We start from the raw sequence: 15906 nt of genomic DNA, 5'->3' as shown, positions 1-15906 counted from the left end.
TATTGAACTGTAACAATAAAATTAAAGCTTTCTTCTGGAAAACGTTCAATTTTTATAATTTTTGTGTCCGTTAAACTATACTGATGATCTGGTCCAAGCTTGCTTCTGATAACTTGACTTGCATATGGCGCTAATAAAGTATTATAAGAATCATAAAGCTCTTGATCATTACTATTAACCGCTTTGATATCTAACGGATTTAAAAATGAAACTGCCATTACAATTCCAAAAAACAAACTAATCACTTTACCTTTTAACACATAATCACCCTTATTTAATTTGGATATCCGTTAACCTCCCCAGCTCAAGAAATGACTATTCTTCATTCTTGTCTAACTTCTTTTATTCAAATAGCGTTTTTGTTTAGTTTCACTCTAAAAGTAAAATTTTCATTTTTTCATTCAACCAAGTTCATAACATATTCTTTTCCCCCAATAAAATAAAGATTAGGTGTCCCATACGCATTTTATACAATGGAAATAATACCTTGCACGTACTTATGTATTAGAAACTTCATTTCCGCTTCTTTTGCAATAGCAATTTTGTTCACTTTTTTGATACATTTATGAAACATTCACATGTTATCTTCAATATGTTCTATTCTTTTTGAAAAACCATGTGAGAATACCAAAACAAGAAGCCCTAGAGCCCTAACTCTAGGGCTCTTGTTTTCAAATAAGGATTTTGTTAAATATTCAATTGAACCTTCTTACACTCTCCGTATTACTAGCCCACAAGATATTCAGAAACCATATGAAATTGTAATACTAATGTAAGGTTTCTCAATATGAACCAATGTATTTATGTAGTAAACTATTTATCGGCAATACATATAAAAGGAGAAACATTTATGACTTTTGAAGACAATCGTAAATTAGGCATTCAACAAGGGTGTATAGTAATAACAGATCAATCGCAATATCTTGTTGTTAAAAGGAATGAAAATTATTCTTTATTAATCATCCCAACTGCGGAATGTATAAACTTTGAAGTTTCACTTGAACATCTTGAAGAAATGGTCCAAGTAGATTTAAAAGAAAAAATTCAAGATATCATTCCACCAGAGAATATAAAAATCGTAGCTCAAAACAGAATATAAAATGTATTTTCTAAGAGCACTTTCGGTGGTGCTCTTTTTCATGGACAGTTCCAAATAACAATTTTATTATGTTTCCTAACTTACAGTAATGTCCTTAAAAAACATTCATATATATTTATCAGATGCACTTTTAAATCCCAGAGTATCAAATACTTTTAAGAGTTGACTGACCAATAATATTCGACTTATCTTTAAAAACTTATTAAAAATAACTTAGATACAAAAAAGCTACGTTTTATATAGGATAAAAAATTATCTTACGTAAAGGAGCTTGATTATTTGTGAATTATCAAAATGATAACAACTCTAACATTCACAAACCTTGTTCTTGTCCATCTCCCACGGCTAACAGTTTAAATGTTGTTCAAACTACCTCATCAATAGTTTCTGTAAACTCTGCGATTCCACTAGATACCGTGGTAAATTCTAATGGCACGGCAATCTCATTCACACCACCAACAACTGTTTTACTTGAAGGTGGAAGAACCTATTTGGCAATCTATGAAGTGCAAGTTATCATTCAACCAGGAGGTAATTCGGCAGGTATCACTATGTATCTGAATAATAATCCAATCATTGGATCAGGTACTTCTCTAGGATATACAGCCGGATTCACTTCTGTATCAGCCCCCGCAATTTTCACTACACCTCCAGGTATAACAAGTACTCTTACTGTTAATGTAGGACCATATTCTAATACATTAAATACGTTGGGCTTAACTCTTGCTGTTGTAGCATTAACATAATAAAATGTAAAACTCTCTAAAATGATTCTATTTGTCCCTTAATTGTCTATTGGGCTAGCCTCTAAGAACTCCACATAACTACATATAGAAAAAGAACATTATTTGGTTCGATAGTACTAGGTGACTCGGCTAGCACAATTGCTGAGTCACCTATTTATCTATAACAAAATAAAGCTTTTGTTTAATTTATTACTTGTTCTTTTTAATGCATTATTCTATTACAATTCATTTTCATGTTATAATTACCAACAGTACATATTTTAATAGGCACAACAAATCTCATAAATATAGGAGGACCTTAATGATCCTAACTCAAGAAAAGAACATAAAATTAATTATGCATTTTCTTACATTATTATCTTTTTTTATTCTTATTTTCTTTAGTGTCACAATTTTTTATATACCTTTGGTTTTCTATTTTGTATGCAAATCACAAAACATTCAGAAAAATATCCTTGAAGCTGTTTTTTACCAACTATTCATTTGGATAATTACGGTAATTTGGAATCTTTTCATAACAAGAATCTTAATGCTATTTTGGTCTAATTTAGACTTGGCTTCAAATAACGCTTTGATTATTTTCCGGGTAGCTCCTTTATATCTAATACTGTTTCTCTTGTTAATTTTTGGACCTATAAAAGGAATTTTATATGTGCTACAAGAAAAAGACTTTCATTATCCTATTATTTCCAAATGGATTAACAAATAAAAATACGTGTAGAAGAATTCAGAATTTTATTGAATTCTTTTTTTATGGATCTTTCAAAATCTTTTACATCTTCCTTCATTCCTTCTTTTTAATAAACTTCAACTTTTATTACAATAACGCTTTTTTAAAATACAATCGTTTTTCTATAAACTTTGTAACCTTCATTTCCTTTCCTATGATTACAATTTCCTCCTAGCAACCAAGTATTGGCTATATCCCCCATATGAACACCACAATTTTATTGGCATATACTTTGAAGGAAAAAACATTTCAATTAAACATATACCTACAAATTCAGTTGCTAATAATTTACCAAAAATTACTTAACATTTAATTTTTTAAAGGAGGTATTTATGAGATATAATCGAAAATCAAATTCGTGTGATAAATTTCAGCAACCCTGCTTTGTTTCTATATCCCCTTGTGATCAAAGTAATTGCTGTACACCTGTTTTTTTCTCGAATGCTCAACAACAAGAATTATTGCAAATAATAAATCAATTAAATCAAGCCATCCTTTCTTTTTTCACAACACCAAATCCAACAACTATACAAATACTCCAATCAGCATTACAGGCATTAAATGATTTATTAATAGCAGTACAACCAAATACACGAAATAGAAATTTAGTTATAAGAACTATAAATCAATTAATTAATTCTTTACCTACCGCATCTCTCACTCAAATCTCAGCATTATTCCAATTTCTATTCCAAAGCTTGTCTTCACTTATAAATTGTTCAAATATATCGGACCCCTTATTACAGCAAACATTCAACTTAATTTTACAAGGAATCTTAAATAGTTCGCTATTAAGCAACATCGGAACACCGGGGCCGACTGGAGCCACTGGACCTAGAGGATTTCCTGGACCTAGAGGCGCTCAGGGTTCTCAAGGTGTGCAAGGAATTCAGGGGCCTGAAGGACCAGAAGGACCGGAAGGCCCTCAAGGTGTGCCAGGGATTCAAGGACCGGAAGGGCCTGAAGGGCCTCAAGGACCTCAAGGTGTAGAAGGAATTCAGGGGCCTGAAGGACCAGAAGGACCGGAAGGACCTCAAGGTGTACAAGGGATTCAAGGACCACCAGGACCACCTGGGCCTACTGGTTCAGGGACCGGAATGGGAATTCCTGGACCACCGGGACCTACTGGGCCTCAGGGAATCCAAGGGATTCAAGGACTGGAAGGACCGGAAGGGACCACTGGACCTCAGGGTGTACAAGGAATTCAAGGGCCTGAAGGACCACCAGGAGCCACTGGACTTCAGGGTGTGCCAGGAATTCAAGGGCCTGAAGGACCACCAGGAGCCACTGGACCTCAAGGTGTGCAAGGAATCCAAGGGCCTGAAGGACCACCGGGCCCTACTGGAGATTGTGATTGTCCACCGGGACCTACTGGACCGACCGGGCCAACCGGGCCAACCGGACCTGCATGTAATTTCCTAGTATATGCTACAAATGCAGGACTCATAGATGACCCTACAAATGATACAGTATCTGTAATTAACACCGGAACAAATATAGTAGTTGATACAATTACTGTAGGTAATGCACCACTTGAAGTAACGGTTTCACCAAATGGAGCTCGTGCCTATGTTACTAATATTTTTTCTAATACCGTTTCCGTTATTGATACTGCTACGAATACTGTGATTGGTACCATTCCTGTTGGAACTAATCCAATAGGTGTAGCTGTTTCTCCAAATAACACAACTGTTTATGTTGGAAATCATGGTAATAATACAGTTTCTGTCATTAATGCGGCAACAAACACAGTTAGTAATACCATTCCTGTTGGCATCGCTCCACAAGGGATTACTGCTTCCCCAAATGGAGCCTTTGCATATGTTGCAAATGAATTAAGCAACACAATTTCTGTCATTAATACTGCTACCAACACAGTTATCGCTACCATCCCTGTTGGCATTCGTCCTAGAATAATCGTGTTTACACTAGATGGCACTCGTGCGTATGTCACGAATCAAAACAGCAATACTGTTTCTGTTATTAACACCACTACCAATGCAGTTATTAATACAATTAACGTAGGTACCGAACCTGTTGGTATAGATATTACACCGGGTGGAAATCTTATTTACGTTGTAAATAAAGTTAGTAATAATGTATCTGTAATAAATGTGGCGACAAATACTGTGATTGATACAATTTCTGTTGGTTTATCTCCTGATCAAGTAACCATCATACCTGATGGCACTCGAGCATATGTTACAAATCAAGCTAGTAATACTGTTTCCGTTATTGATATTGCTACGAATACTGTTATCACTAATGTCCCAGTAGGTGTCGCTCCAACCGGAATAGCTACTGGAACTATTTGTGAATAAAATAAAGAAATGAAAGTCACAGATAGTTTTTAATAACATTGATAGTAAGTGATATTCTTTCTTTAACTACGTTCAAACAACTAGAATAACCCTCTATATTCTGTTAATATTCTCTACTGTTTTGTCTTACAGAACCTGCCGAGCAACTAGCTGCTCTCTTTCTATAAAATCCATATCATATACCGATTAATTTACTAACATTGAATTTTTTTGGGGTTTTATAACAATATTTACCTATAAAACCATTATCCTTATACAAAGAGCTATGAGCCTTTCCACTCATAGCTCTTTTTTATTACGATTTTCACTTCACATCTACACGATCAACCTTACCGTTTATCCAAACCGCGACTTGCTCACCAAATCCGCTCATTGGTGGATTGACTGCTGTTACATTTCCATCCTTCACTATTAAAAGTTTGTTGCTACTAACATCAATTTCTACTTTTTTAATATGTCTATCTCTCTTTTACTACCGCATGTACTCGACAACAACAGTTTTAAAGCCACTTCCCAAATAAACCCTTACTGGAATTATTTCTTTTTTATCCCTCACTGCCTTACACAATTCTTCAGCTGTACCCCAATTGGAAAACTTGTCTACAACTCTTTGAAATCTCCGTGTATTCATTAACTCTTAGGATTTATTCTCATGTTTTACCGAACATGCAGGAAGAAGGAGTAAAAAATTTTAGTAAAAGTATCTTTGGATAGCTAACGCTTGTAGAATGTTTGCATTTTATAACAAAAAGCCAAACAAATCTTGTATTAACAAGGTTTATTCACTTTAACATATGTTATCATGTATAATACATATGTTAAGTAAATTCAGAATAACGAGGCAAATATTATGGACTTTGTTTATATTAATCAAAACGTATTAAATAATCTTCTATACATTTTATGTAGTATATTTGTTTTTTATTTCATATATGATAGCCGGCACTATTTAAAGAAATATAAAATACTACTGATTACCCTTTGTTCTAGTATCCCGCTTATTTTATGTATGCGATACCCTATCTATATGGATGAAAGTTGTATTCATGATTTAAGACAAATTCCGGTCATAATAGGTACGCTTTATGGTGGATTCCCTGTCGGTATCATATTGTTTACAATTTTATTAATTACAAGATTTATATTTTATGGTTTTAACATGCTAACAGTCGTTGTTTACGGAATAATGTTCATCGTTACAGCACTCGCATCTTCAAAATTTAATACATATAATAGAAAACTTAAAGTAGCTTTTTCCATGTTTTTAACCTTTTTCCTAGCAATATTTACAACTGTAATTGTATTAACTTTATCAGATTTTGAAGTGAATAATTTATATATTATTTATTTCATGGTATTACCGACTACTTTAATGTTATTTATTGTTTATATAAATGAAGTTATAAAAGATGCTGTATTAATGCGCTCAAAATTAATTAAAATGGAAAAAATGGAGATTGTTAGCCAACTCGCTGCAAGTATATCGCACGAAGTAAGGAATCCTTTAACGGTCGTAAAAGGATTTACACAGCTTTTAAAAACACCAAATTTAACTCCTGAATCAAGAGACGAATATATTAAACATATACTTGAAGAGTTAAATCGTGCCCAAGAAATTATCGATGATTACTTAACGTTTGCCAAACCTGCTCCAGAAAAATTAGATCAAATTTCAGTAAAACAAGAGTTAAATCGAGTTATTAATATGATATTGCCATTATGTAATATGAATACGATACATATTACACAGGATTTTTCTGAGGCAACCATTGTTGGTAATAAACAGCACTTTCAACAATGTTTTTTAAACTTAATAAAAAACAGTATTGAAGCAATGCCTAATGGTGGTACCTTAAATATTTCCTCATCTATCAATAATAGTAAAGTTGAAATACGAATTGAAGATAGCGGAGTTGGAATGTCACAGGAGCAAATAAATCGATTCGGTGAACCGTATTTTAGTACAAAAACAAAAGGCACTGGTTTAGGTACGATGGTTGCTGTTAAGATTATTGAGACGATGCATGGAAGTTTAAAAATCCGAAGTATCGTTAGTAAAGGAACAACTTTAACGATTACGTTCCCGAAATATAGTAAGAATACGCATTTAAACAAATAAAAAAGGGGCATAGTTGCTCCTTTTTTATTTGTTTCGATACATAAGTATCTTCAATGTTTTTTTAGTTTACATTTGTGAAGACTAATTAAAAATTAGTATCCTCCGCCCCAGCAGCTGCATCCTACAATTATTAATAGAATGAATAACACAACTAATAAAGCGAAACCTCCACCAAAACCACAAGAACCACCGTAACTCATATTTTCTCCTCCTTTTGGTTTGAAAACTAATAGGTAGTTGATCATTTTAACTGGTTCGTATTATACATTATGTGTATATCCCTTTTTTGAGCATGTCTACATAAAAATAAGTAAAAGCACTCGTTTAAAGAGTGCTTTAAAATGGATACCAAAAGTTTTGAAATACGTTTAATTTTAAATATACCGCAACAATGAATATGAAAACACCGGCAAATAAAGCGATGAAATCTTTACGTTTCGCCTTACTTGTATAAAACCATGTACGTTTATCCTTCTTTCCAAATCCTCTTAAATCCATTGCATTTGAAACCGTATCTATTCTTTCTAGAGAATGAATGATTAGTGGCCAGAAAATTAAAACACGGTTCTTCATACGAACCCATAAACTTGCTTCTCCTTTTTCAAAAGCCACTCCTCTCGCTTCTTGCGCGTGTTTAATAATTTTATACTCAGACTGGATGTCAGGAATATAACGTAGTGCAATATTTATTGCATATGTAATCTTATAATGGATACCAAGTTTACTTAAACTACTTACAAATTCGCTTGGATCTGTCGTGTATATAAAAAGAAGTGTAAATGGTAATAACGTAAAATACTTTAATGAAAGTGTAGCTGCATAAAATAATGTTTCATATGTAATCGTTGCATATCCAATATGTAAAAACGAGGTATATGATTCAGTTAATTCAGATCCATGAGTTGGTGTAATAAATAAAATCATGACAGAGTTTAATAAACTAAATGTAAATATGACACTAAAAACAATTAAAATTTTATGAAATGGAATTTTAGCAATGCTGAGTCCGATACACCCAATGATAAATAATATTAGCAACACCCGAAAATCAAAAAACAAAAAAGTAAGCGTCATACAAAAAATAAATAAAAACAATTTCACTACCCCATCCATACGATGAAAATATGTACTATGCACCTTCCTCCCTCCTATTACTATCTAAATAAAGTTCCATAAATTTTTCCGGACATGCAATCCCACTAAATTTAACAAGCTTGGTTAAAGAACTCTCTCTTAAGTTAGCTATTTGTAACGTTTCTTGATCACCAAATACATTAGACACTGTATTATCCGCAATAATTTCCCCTTCATGTAGAACTACTGCACGGTCTGCATATTCTAGTGCGAGATTCATATCGTGAGTGATAAAAATAAATGAAATACCCTTTTTAGCTAGGTTATTAATAAACGACATAAATTGTTTATAATGATAATAATCTTGTCCCGCTGTCGGTTCATCTAATATGATAAGCTTAGGATTTGTTGTTAATACAGATGCGATTGTTAATCTCTTTTTTTGCCCATAGCTTAGTGCTTGAATTGGCCAATTACGAAATGGATATAAACCACAAATTTTTAAAGTTCCTTCTACTCTATTCTTAATTTCTTCCTTAGAAAAATTATGTAATGTTAATGTAAATGAAACTTCTTCAAAAACAGTAGGCTGTGTAATCATATGATTTGGATTTTGCATCACGTAAGATATGATTTTCCCACGTTTACGAATAGACCAAGAACTAATATTTTCACCTTCTAACAAGATTTTCCCATTTTTTATTTTGTTTATGCCTATAAGACTATGAGCTAATGTGGATTTCCCTGCTCCATTATGTCCCAATAGTGCCACAATTTCTCCTTCATATATTGAAAGGTTTACATTTTCTAATACTTTTTGTTTATTAGGGTATGAAAATGATAAATTCTCCACTTTAAGTAATTCCTTGTTTTTAGTATTACCTTTTAATATGACTTGTTTCTCCTCCATCCACTCTTTTAGAACGTTGCCTATCTTTTCTTTTTGAAGGTTTTCCATTGGATATATTACGTCATTATTACGATCAAAATGTAATCTCTTTAATGCTTCGATGTAAATAGGCTCTCTTAAGCCAATACGTGGCAATATATTTGACGCTAAGATTTCTTTTGGTGTTCCTATTGCAATGACTTTACCTTCATCAATTAATATAACTTTGTCTAAATCCAGCTTTAAAATTTCTTCTATCCTATGTTCGATAATAACAATCGTTTTATTATATTGCTCATGTATATCTTTCATAAGTTCTATCGTATGTACGGCGCTTAGTGGATCTAAGTTCACTAACGGTTCATCGAACAATAATATATCCGCATTTGTTGTTAATAAACCAGCAAGAGAAACTGTTTGCTTTTGACCTCCTGATAATTCATGTGGACTTTGTTTATGAAACGTATGCATCTTCACCTTTCTTAATGAGTCCGAAACAATCTTTTTCATGTCATCTTGATTTACACATTCATTTTCTAAATAAAAAGCTACATCTTCTTCTACTGTCAGACCAATAAATTGAGCATCTTGATCTTGCAAAATTGTTCCCACATTTTTACTCTGCTCGAAAATGCTGCCTTTTCGCGGATCTTTTCCAGCAATTAAAACGTTACCAGTACTAATCCCTTCATAAGAAAATGGGATTAGCCCATTGATACAATGAGCTAATGTCGACTTTCCTGAACCACTTCGTCCAGCAATTAGCACCTTTTCTCCAGGGTATATATGAAAGGTAATATCACTTAAAGTAGGCTGCGCAGCATGCCCATATTGAAAGGTAAATTGTTCAAACGAAATAATTGGTTGCATGTTAACATCCCTACTTTTCAATTTTTAAATGTGTATGTTTCTTATTAGATTTTGCCAAGCCAATTGTAAGTGGCAATCCAACTACTAAGAAAACGATAACATCGGAAATTGTTGCTCCTAATACTTGTATAACAATTTTGTCAAATGGTTCTCCCATCACAATAATATCGAATGCCCCAGCAAATATAATAGCAATGACAATACCAACTAACCCAGTAATTGCTAAATAAGAAATATGCCCCTTGTTAAACGACCCGTTTTTCACACTAAAACCAACTCTTTTTTGAATAAGACCCATCGAAAAACCAATAATCCCTGAACTAATAACCCAGCCCCACCAAATCCCCCAGCCAGCAATCGTATCTGTTACTGTATGACCTATAAGTCCGATTAACAGTCCTGCCACTGGACCAAATAATGCTCCAAAAACAGTTAATATAGCTAATGCTGGTTTAATAAATGTATTCGGTGCAATAGAAAATCCCCAAAGTCCTAATATCCCGTATAATGCTGCTCCAATACCGATTGCTACTACTAACTTTGTTGATAATTTGTTCATTACAATTCCCCTCTCATATTAGTCAACTTTTATTACTCTATATTTAATTTAAAAATGAATTATGCATCTACACTCCCTTTCTATACAACAAAAAATGACCTCTTATATAAGAGGTCATTTTCTTTCACGTTCAAGAATCCTCTTATCTTTCAAAAAACACAACGTGTCCTCTGCGGAATTAGCACCTTCCTATAAAATTGCATAGGGGTTGCTGAGGTTTCTTAGGGCCGTTCCCTCCACCTCTCTGGATAAGTATTAATTTGTAATTCGTATTATGGCACTAAAAAGTGTAAATTTCAACACTTTTCTTACTATTTTTATTTTTTGTTAAATGGCACATTTAAATCATTGTTTTCTTATCGGAATTGCGAAATAATGAATTCAAAATCGTTTCGGGAGGAATGCATTATGAAAGTTATTGGTTTGATTGGAGGATTAAGTTGGGAATCTACATCATTATACTATAAACATATTAATACGCTTACACTCTCTCAATACGATCAAAATGCAAAGTTAGTTTTATATAGTATGGATTTTGGTGAAGTAACTACTTTATTACAAAACCATCAATATGAAGAAGTGAAAAATGAACTAGTTACAGTTGCAAAGAAAGTTGAAAAATCTGGGGCTGAATGTTTATTAATGTGTTCAAATACCGTACATCTATTTGCCGAGGAAGTAGAACAAGCAATATCTATCCCGCTTCTTCATATTGGTGATGTAAGTGCTAAAGAAATGGTAGAACAGAATATAAAACGTATCGGACTATTAGGAACAAAACAAACGATGGAGCAAGATTTCTATAAATCACGATTAGCGAAATATAACATTGAGACAATTATCCCAAATGACGAGGAAAGAACTTTTATCCACCATGTCATATTAGATGAATTAAGTAGAGGGATCATTTCAGAAACATCTAAAGAAAAGTTATTACAAATTACAAAATCATTAATTCAAAACGGCGCTGAAGGTATATTATTAGGCTGTACTGAAATACCTTTACTCATCTCCCAAAATGATCTCACTATTCCCGTTTTTGATACTGCTTTTTTACATGCAAATACTGCTGTGCAATTTGCTGGATAGGAATATAAAAGCATAAAGGTGAGAACCTCTATGCTTTTATATTATTACAATTATTTATTTAAAAGAGATTCAATAACTGCAATTGCTTCTTTTGAACCACCACATTCTATAAAGCTATCATTCAGTTTTCTTATACCATTTTTATACTTTTCATTTGAAAGAACATCTGTTACAGCCTCTTTTAAAGTGTGCACATTAACATGTTCTTTCAATAGTCTATGTGCCGCTTCAAGCTCAGTTAATCTTTGCGCTATCATAGGCTGATCTTTATCATGCGGTATTATTACAAATGGGACATTATAATGAATGGCATCGTGTACGCTATTCATACCACCATGTGTAATAAAAACATCTGCTTCATTTAATATTTCTGATTGAGGTACGTATGGAGCAATTATAAAATTATCTGGCGCTTGCTTTATTTTTGAAATATCATTTCTATCACCAATTGCCATTACAACTATCCCATCAAAATCTGAAAAAGTATCAATACAAGTATTAAAGAATGGTTCGAGTCCTTCAAGCAGTGTTCCCATTGAAATGTAAATAACTTTCTTCTCTTTAAGTGATTCCAGTGGAAACTTTATATTTGTTTTACGCTTTGAAATGCTCGGTCCAATAAAAATGTTATTTTCTCCGAACGATTCGCTATTAGGTTGGAAATAACGACTTGTGTATACGAAACAAACATCACCCTTATTATTCATAAATTGAAGATTATTCTTTGGTTTTACTCCAAATTTATGTTCCATCTGATTTAGTAATTTTTCAGAGATCTCCTCTGGTTGGAATGGTATATCTGCATTTGGATGAAAAGGTAATGTCTTCAAAAACTCTGAAGGAATTAAAAATATAGGTGAGGAAACTACACCTGGAACTTGTAAATACTCCTTTACTAACTCTCCCGCGCCAAATATATCATAAATTACGAAATCAAAATTTATACTTTCACATAATTTTTTCGTAATTTCCAATATATATAAAGAAGTTTGAACATGCACATGAAAGAAAGCATTTAACCCAGATGAGGTTTCAGCATCAATAGAAATCTCCTTTAATAGATCCGGATGAGTATGTACAGTAGCTCCTAAATCTTCAATTCTATCCTTAAAGTTTGCCGTTGTAATATAATGTACGTGGTCCCCTCGTTCAGTAAAGGCTTTTACTAAATTTAATGTAGGGTTTACATGTCCCTCTGCTGGAAAATTAACCACTAAAATATTTAGCACTTATTCCTCACTCCTTACATTTCACTGTTTTAATTAAGCATACATACTGTTATTTGTACATGTAATCGTCCCCTAATAGTCCTAAAGTGCTTGTTACATTATGTTGATAAATAATTTTCAGTCATCAACATAAAAAAAGCATCTACCTATGTAGATGCCTAACCGTGATAAGGAGTGTTCTGTGAGGTTAGAACAAGCTTTTCTGCTTGTCCTATGCTATCAATATATGATTTATTTTATAAAATGTGAATCGTTAATAGAATTATTTTATCCATTTTATATGATCAAATGGATAAAATACCATTTCTACCTTACCTATTATATTTGACTCATCAATAAGTCCAAGTGTATTCCTACTATCTTTACTATGATTACGATTATCACCTAACACAAATAATTTATGCGTAGGAACTTTTATTTCTCTAAAATTTGAAAAACGATTGGATACTTGTAACATATCTAAATGTATATACGACTCATCACGCTTTTTACCGTTAATATATACCTCATCCTCTTTTAATTGTATATTATCCCCCGATAATCCAATAATTCGTTTCACATAGTAAATAGGCTCGTCTTCTTTTTTTATGATGACAACATCCCCATAATGAAAAGACGATAAACAGACGTTTACCTTATTAACAAGTATATAATCTTTTTCATTTAAAGTAGGTTGCATCGAAATTCCTTCTACCATACAAAATAAAAATGACTTATTAATAAAAATAACCCCTATTATAATTAAGATGTAGCTACATATGTTCCTCCAATATTTTAGAATAAACAGCTTCATATATACCTCATTTCCAATCTATCCCCAGATAAAAACGCCTCTAGTTCACATGAATGCTAGAGACGTTTCGTCCATTTTAATTCTCTTTAGAGTTATCTGTTTTTGGCGCTTCACCAGTTAATCGCTTATTTTTCAAATCAAAATAAGCATCTAAAACTTCTTTTCCAATATCGGAGTTAATGCCCGATTTATCATTTTCAACCCACGGTACTACAACAGAAAATGCTACTTCTGGATCATCATATGGCGCATATCCAGCCAATGTTAAGTTATAACATTCTCTACGATCGCCTTTCGCATTTCGCCCAATTTCATTTTCTCCACCATATACAGTTTGTGCGGTCCCTGTTTTACCAGCTGGTTTATATGGTGCTTTTTGGAACGCTCTTACTCCCGTTCCATCTCCTTCTTGAAATACTTTTCTAAATCCTTCTTTTACTTGATTAATATATTCTTGTTTCATATCGATTCTATTTAAAACAACGGGTTCTATTGATTGTACTACTTTACCAACCTCATCTTTTTGAACGGTTTGTTCTCTAATCTCTTGAACAATTTGTGGTTTCATTCGATACCCTCCATTTGCGATAGTCGAAATATATTGTGCAAGCTGAAGTGGTGTATACGTATCATATTGTCCAATAGAATAATCTAATAAGAAACCAGGCTGATTATCTTTTCTTCCAATTTGTCCTGCAGTTTCATTTGGTAAATCAATACCAGTTTGTACGCCTAATCCAAATTGCCTGAAATAATACCTCATTTTATCAAAATATTCTTGTTTAATATCTAGTGAACTATTTTTCACATAATCCACTCCAGCAATTTTTAATGCTATATTAAACATATAAACGTTTGAAGATACTTGTAACGCTCTTAGATCGTCTATATCACCAAAATTTTTCCAAGACTTCTTCTCCTTAGTTCCTTTAAACTTCATAGGTGCATCATAAAAATGTGTTCCAGGAGTTATTGCATTTGTTTCAAACCCTGTTAACACTGTCGCACCTTTAACCGTTGATCCAAGCTCATAAGAACTAGTCAGCGTGCCTAAAGCGTAATCTTCTACTTCCATTTTCCCGTCTTTTTCTACAAGCTTTTTCCCAGCCATTGATAATACTTGACCATTTTTGGGATTCATCATCACTACGAAAGCACGGTCTAACATTGATTCTGATCCTTTATATTGTTTTAATATTTTTTCTATGCTCTCCTCTACTTTTTTTTGCAATTCCATATCTATTGTTAAAGTTAAATTTTTACCGCTTTTCCCTTCAGTAACAGTTTCCGTTCTAATAGTATTTCCTTGTTTATCAGCAATGCTTCTTACTTCTTTTTTTGTACCATGAAGTACATCTTCGTATTGCTGTTCGATATAACTTTTGCCGACCCTATCATTTCGACTATAATCACGCACTAAATAATAATCTAATCTTTCACGTGGCAATCCTTCATCAGCATTTGAAACGTTACCAAGGACAGAACGGAATAGACCATCATTTACATAGATTCTCTCCCAATCAACTGATGCATCTACCCCTGGGAGGTTCGCTAAATTTTCACTAATCACCGCATATTCCTGTTCACTAACGTCCTTTTTAATAATTTGAGGTGCCATTTGAAAACCTGAGGTCATTTTACTTTTAATAGCTAACACTTCTATATCTTTAGCTGTTAGTTCTTGAAGATTTTTATCTGTAACGCGCTTCCTTTTTAAATCTTCTATTTTTTTGTCTAGCTCTTTTCCGGTAATATCCTTATTTCGGAACTTATCTATTTCTTTTTTGGATACTAAGTCTTGAGCAAGTTCTGGATTTAATTGCATCCAAAAGTCTTTCTTATCAGTCTCAGTTAACTTATCAATATCTTCTTGTGGCATTTCAATAATGTCTGCAAGTTGTCTTGCTGATTTTAATATTTCTTCTTGTTTTACACCTTTCACCTTTGTATATGTAATCGTACGTAAAGACTTATTATCAACTACTGGATTTCCTTCACGATCAAATATTTTCCCACGTGGTACAGAAAGGCCCACGGTTGCATTTTCTCTCTTCTCTACTTCATTTTTATATGTTTCTCCATCAAAAATTTGCACTTTCCCTAACTGAATAATAATGCCAGAAAATAATAAAAATACACAAAGGAATAAAATATTTAACCGGAGAGGTAATACTCTACCACTTTTCTTCTCTTGCTTTTTCACCTCGTCATAATCTCCTCCTTACAATATTCCAAATAATAATCACATTTCTATATTAAAAGTAATGTACATTTTCTATACATTGCTTTGTACAAATATTAATATAATGTTTAAAACTTAATAGAAATTAAAACAAAGGTAAAGAAAAAGTAAAGGTTACTAAATTTAATATAAAAATACCCAATAAC

General features: G+C 32.8%; 15 protein-coding genes, 1 pseudogene and 1 riboswitch. Of the genes and pseudogenes, 7 read left to right on the top strand and 9 right to left on the bottom strand.

Translation table 11 applies throughout. The annotated features are described in order from the left end of the window. Positions 1-260 (bottom strand): DUF3888 domain-containing protein (locus RT27_RS26560; RefSeq protein WP_043938215.1); only part of this gene is annotated, 260 nt, incomplete at its 3' end. A 590-nt stretch (positions 261-850) separates the two neighbouring features. Between RT27_RS26560 and RT27_RS26555 the strand changes: the two genes are divergently transcribed. From RT27_RS26555 to RT27_RS26540, 4 genes are all read left to right on the top strand, one after another. Then, a complete protein-coding gene (locus RT27_RS26555) occupies positions 851-1099 on the top strand; it encodes a hypothetical protein (protein WP_016084535.1) in 249 nt (82 codons plus the stop codon). A gap of 281 nt (positions 1100-1380) precedes the next feature. Continuing rightward, entirely contained in the window at positions 1381-1845 is a 465-nt protein-coding gene (locus tag RT27_RS26550) for a hypothetical protein (RefSeq protein WP_043938212.1), read from the top strand. A 301-nt stretch (positions 1846-2146) separates the two neighbouring features. Next, positions 2147-2554, top strand: coding sequence for a DUF4870 domain-containing protein (locus RT27_RS26545; protein WP_016081429.1), 408 nt, complete (start codon positions 2147-2149; stop codon positions 2552-2554). Between the two features lie 353 nt (positions 2555-2907). After that, positions 2908-4896 (top strand): collagen-like repeat preface domain-containing protein, encoded by a 1989-nt coding sequence (locus tag RT27_RS26540; RefSeq protein WP_043938209.1) that lies wholly within the window; start codon positions 2908-2910, stop codon positions 4894-4896. Between the two features lie 304 nt (positions 4897-5200). Here the strand turns inward: RT27_RS26540 and RT27_RS34195 are convergent, their stop codons facing one another. Next, on the bottom strand, positions 5201-5350 hold the full coding sequence (locus RT27_RS34195; protein WP_080990788.1) for a DUF3954 domain-containing protein: 150 nt from the start codon (positions 5348-5350) through the stop codon (positions 5201-5203). A 173-nt stretch (positions 5351-5523) separates the two neighbouring features. Here RT27_RS34195 and RT27_RS34935 point away from each other — a divergent pair. Together RT27_RS34935 and RT27_RS26530 are read left to right on the top strand one after the other, a co-directional pair. After that, positions 5524-5610 (top strand): annotated as a pseudogene (locus RT27_RS34935) (integrase); the annotation flags it as partial. 136 nt (positions 5611-5746) lie between these two features. Beyond that, entirely contained in the window at positions 5747-7015 is a 1269-nt protein-coding gene (locus RT27_RS26530; RefSeq protein WP_043938208.1) for a HAMP domain-containing sensor histidine kinase, read from the top strand. Positions 7016-7107: 92 nt separating this feature from the next. On the opposite strand, the gene RT27_RS34190 is transcribed toward RT27_RS26530, so the two are convergent. The 4 genes from RT27_RS34190 to RT27_RS26515 all read right to left on the bottom strand — a co-directional run bounded on the left by RT27_RS34190 (position 7108) and on the right by RT27_RS26515 (position 10407). Continuing rightward, complete coding sequence (locus RT27_RS34190) at positions 7108-7215, bottom strand: YjcZ family sporulation protein (RefSeq protein WP_000120182.1); 108 nt, start codon at positions 7213-7215, stop codon at positions 7108-7110. Between the two features lie 136 nt (positions 7216-7351). After that, entirely contained in the window at positions 7352-8152 is an 801-nt protein-coding gene (locus RT27_RS26525) for an energy-coupling factor transporter transmembrane component T (protein ID WP_029442450.1), read from the bottom strand. Then, positions 8145-9848, bottom strand: a complete 1704-nt coding sequence (locus RT27_RS26520) for an ABC transporter ATP-binding protein (RefSeq protein WP_043938205.1) — start codon at positions 9846-9848, stop codon at positions 8145-8147. Before RT27_RS26520 ends, RT27_RS26525 begins: the two co-directional genes overlap by 8 nt. A gap of 10 nt (positions 9849-9858) precedes the next feature. Then, entirely contained in the window at positions 9859-10407 is a 549-nt protein-coding gene (locus tag RT27_RS26515; RefSeq protein WP_001038211.1) for an ECF-type riboflavin transporter substrate-binding protein, read from the bottom strand. A 139-nt stretch (positions 10408-10546) separates the two neighbouring features. Continuing rightward, positions 10547-10662, bottom strand: a riboswitch (SAM riboswitch). A 153-nt stretch (positions 10663-10815) separates the two neighbouring features. Here RT27_RS26515 and RT27_RS26510 point away from each other — a divergent pair. Beyond that, positions 10816-11496 carry an aspartate/glutamate racemase family protein gene (locus RT27_RS26510; RefSeq protein ID WP_016081435.1) on the top strand — a complete coding sequence of 227 codons (681 nt, stop codon included), beginning with the start codon at positions 10816-10818 and terminating at the stop codon, positions 11494-11496. A gap of 50 nt (positions 11497-11546) precedes the next feature. On the opposite strand, the gene RT27_RS26505 is transcribed toward RT27_RS26510, so the two are convergent. The 3 genes from RT27_RS26505 to RT27_RS26495 all read right to left on the bottom strand — a co-directional run bounded on the left by RT27_RS26505 (position 11547) and on the right by RT27_RS26495 (position 15721). Next, a complete protein-coding gene (locus RT27_RS26505) occupies positions 11547-12725 on the bottom strand; it encodes a macrolide family glycosyltransferase (RefSeq protein WP_029442447.1) in 1179 nt (392 codons plus the stop codon). Positions 12726-12987: 262 nt separating this feature from the next. After that, positions 12988-13518, bottom strand: coding sequence for a signal peptidase I (lepB, locus tag RT27_RS26500; protein ID WP_029442446.1), 531 nt, complete (start codon positions 13516-13518; stop codon positions 12988-12990). Between the two features lie 76 nt (positions 13519-13594). Then, entirely contained in the window at positions 13595-15721 is a 2127-nt protein-coding gene (locus RT27_RS26495) for a penicillin-binding protein 2 (protein WP_043938203.1), read from the bottom strand. Positions 15722-15906: the final 185 nt, after the last annotated feature.

It is taken from the genome of Bacillus sp. L_1B0_5, from assembly GCF_000836715.1.
In the GTDB taxonomy this organism is placed as follows: Bacteria; Bacillota; Bacilli; order Bacillales; family Bacillaceae_G; genus Bacillus_A; species Bacillus_A thuringiensis_S.
The sequence above is the reverse complement of the archived record's forward strand: the minus strand, read 5'-3'. Positions and strand labels throughout refer to the sequence as shown.